Annotated in this window: 1 protein-coding gene and 1 pseudogene; one reads left to right on the top strand and one right to left on the bottom strand. The window is 57.6% G+C overall.

What is annotated here, in order from left to right:
* Positions 1–440 (top strand): annotated as a pseudogene (locus ACYJRZ_RS31815) (hypothetical protein); the annotation flags it as partial.
* Positions 441–446: 6 nt separating this feature from the next.
* Here ACYJRZ_RS31815 and ACYJRZ_RS31810 read toward each other — a convergent pair.
* Complete coding sequence (locus ACYJRZ_RS31810) at positions 447–1,868, bottom strand: ISNCY family transposase (RefSeq protein WP_113396044.1); 1,422 nt, start codon at positions 1,866–1,868, stop codon at positions 447–449.
* Positions 1,869–2,010: the final 142 nt, after the last annotated feature.

Here is a 2,010-nt window from a genome sequence, read left to right as displayed (position 1 = left end):
TGCTGCTGCCAACCAGACGTGGCCGCGAGTTCCTGATGAATCCGCAAGCCTTCTTCGATCGCGTCGCCACGGATTATCTCTATTCCTATGTCCACGCCACCGAGCGCAAGGAAAAGGTCCAAGCTCGGTTACCTTGGTGGCGCATGTTCCTCAATCTTCTCAATATCAAGACGAGAGAGGGCTGCACGCCATTGGAGGCCGTGAAGATCCTCTATCCAGACATGGCACCTCTGTCCGACACCGAAATGACCCTGGAAGCCTGGGAGCTAAAATCCGATCTCCAATATGGTGTCCTGCGGCGCCTGTGCTGGCTGGGCCTGCTTTATGAGGCACGAGAAGGGCTCACGCTTCTTCAAGACGGAGCCTTCCACAAGACGCCGCTTTGGTCCGCCTGCCTGCAGCTGGAATCAGATACACAAAGCGACATCGGCGTGCACTGACGATCTTTATTCCGCCGTTGGTTGCCTCAACAACGCTTTCTCTCGCCGCGCAATCACCGCCGGATCGTTCATGTAATCTGTCCTCGGCTTGCGGCCTCGCTTCTGATAGCCGTTGGCTGTGCTGCCGTCCCGAATGCCGAACATATGATCCGTCTGTCCGGTGCGGCGAGGGCCGCTCTTGCTCCGCTGCTGTTGTCGTCCAGCCTGCATCTCGGCGACGATTGACAGCATGTCGTCCAGACGCTTGTTGTCGACGACTTCCGGCCGATGGACCGACCGCAGCTTGTCAAAGGTTCTGTAGGGTAGGGCAAAGCTCTCGTGCATGATCTCGAGGCGACCGTCCGGATAATCGCAAACAATCACCTTTTGGCCGGCCAAGGGTCTGGAAACGTCGGTCGGATCGAGAATGAACAGCACCTTGTCGTAGCGTAGCGTCAAAGCCTGCGACAGCGTGCGGACTTCCTTGCGGCACATGGCGCCATCAAGGTTCTCGTGATCGGCCAACGGCCGGTGCATGTCCTTCGGATTGCGCGGCTGTTTGCCGAAACGTGCGTTGAAATCCGTAATGAACTCAGCCGCATAGCCGTTGGCTTCCTCGATCGTGTCGATGCCGCGAAGCCGCATCTCCTTGACCAGCCGATCCTGCAATGTCTGGTTCGCACGTTCCACACGGCCTTTGGCCTGCGGGGTATTGGCACAGATGATGTCGATGTTCAGCTCATAAAGCGCCCGGCCGAATTGTGTCAGGCCGCTCGTCCGGTCCTTCTCCGACGCATGGGTCGAACGAAAGACGCCGTGCTTGTCACTGTAGAAGGCCAGCGGTTTGCCCCATTGCTGCAGATAAGCCTTCGTCGCATGCAGATAGTCGAACGTATTCTCCGAGCCAGCAAAGCGAAGATGTAAGAGCTTTCCAGTGGCATCGTCGATATAGACGAGCAGGGCGCATTTGGGGCCGCGGTTCTCGAACCAACAATGATGAGACCCATCGATCTGCACCAGTTCGCCAAAGCAATCACGTCGGCCGCGTGGCTGGAAAATCCGTTTTTTGCGTTCTCTGCGCGAGACCCAGATACCAGCCTCGGTCATCCATTGTCGCAGCGTCTCCTTGGCGACAGAGATCCGATGCAGCTCGATCAGCTTCTCACGTGCTAGCGTCGGACCGAAATCCAGATAGCGTTCGCGGATCAGATCCAGCGCCGCATTGCGAAACGCCTCGCTATGGCGCCGGTTGCTCGGGCGCGATCGCTTCTTGGAAACAAGGCCAGCCGGACCATCCCGGTCATAGGCCTGCAGCAGCCGATGGACCTGACTTCGACTGAGGTCGAGCTGTTCGGCAGCCTGGACAACGCTCAGGCGTTCGTCGCGGATCTTCTGGATGAGTTCGAGGCGATGCAATTCTTTCTGCGACATGGTGATCATAAAGGACATGACGACTCCGACCGCTCATGGTCTCGACCAGGCTGAAGGTCGTCATCCTTGCTCCCGACGTTGGCTTTGACCAGTGCGTCGAGAGGCAAGACTGTCGCATCTCTAACTGGCCCAACTGTCGCATTACTAAATAGCCGCTACA

The sequence above is a fragment of the Rhizobium sp. No.120 genome, from assembly GCF_054558365.1.
The sequence above is the reverse complement of the archived record's forward strand: the minus strand, read 5'-3'. Positions and strand labels throughout refer to the sequence as shown.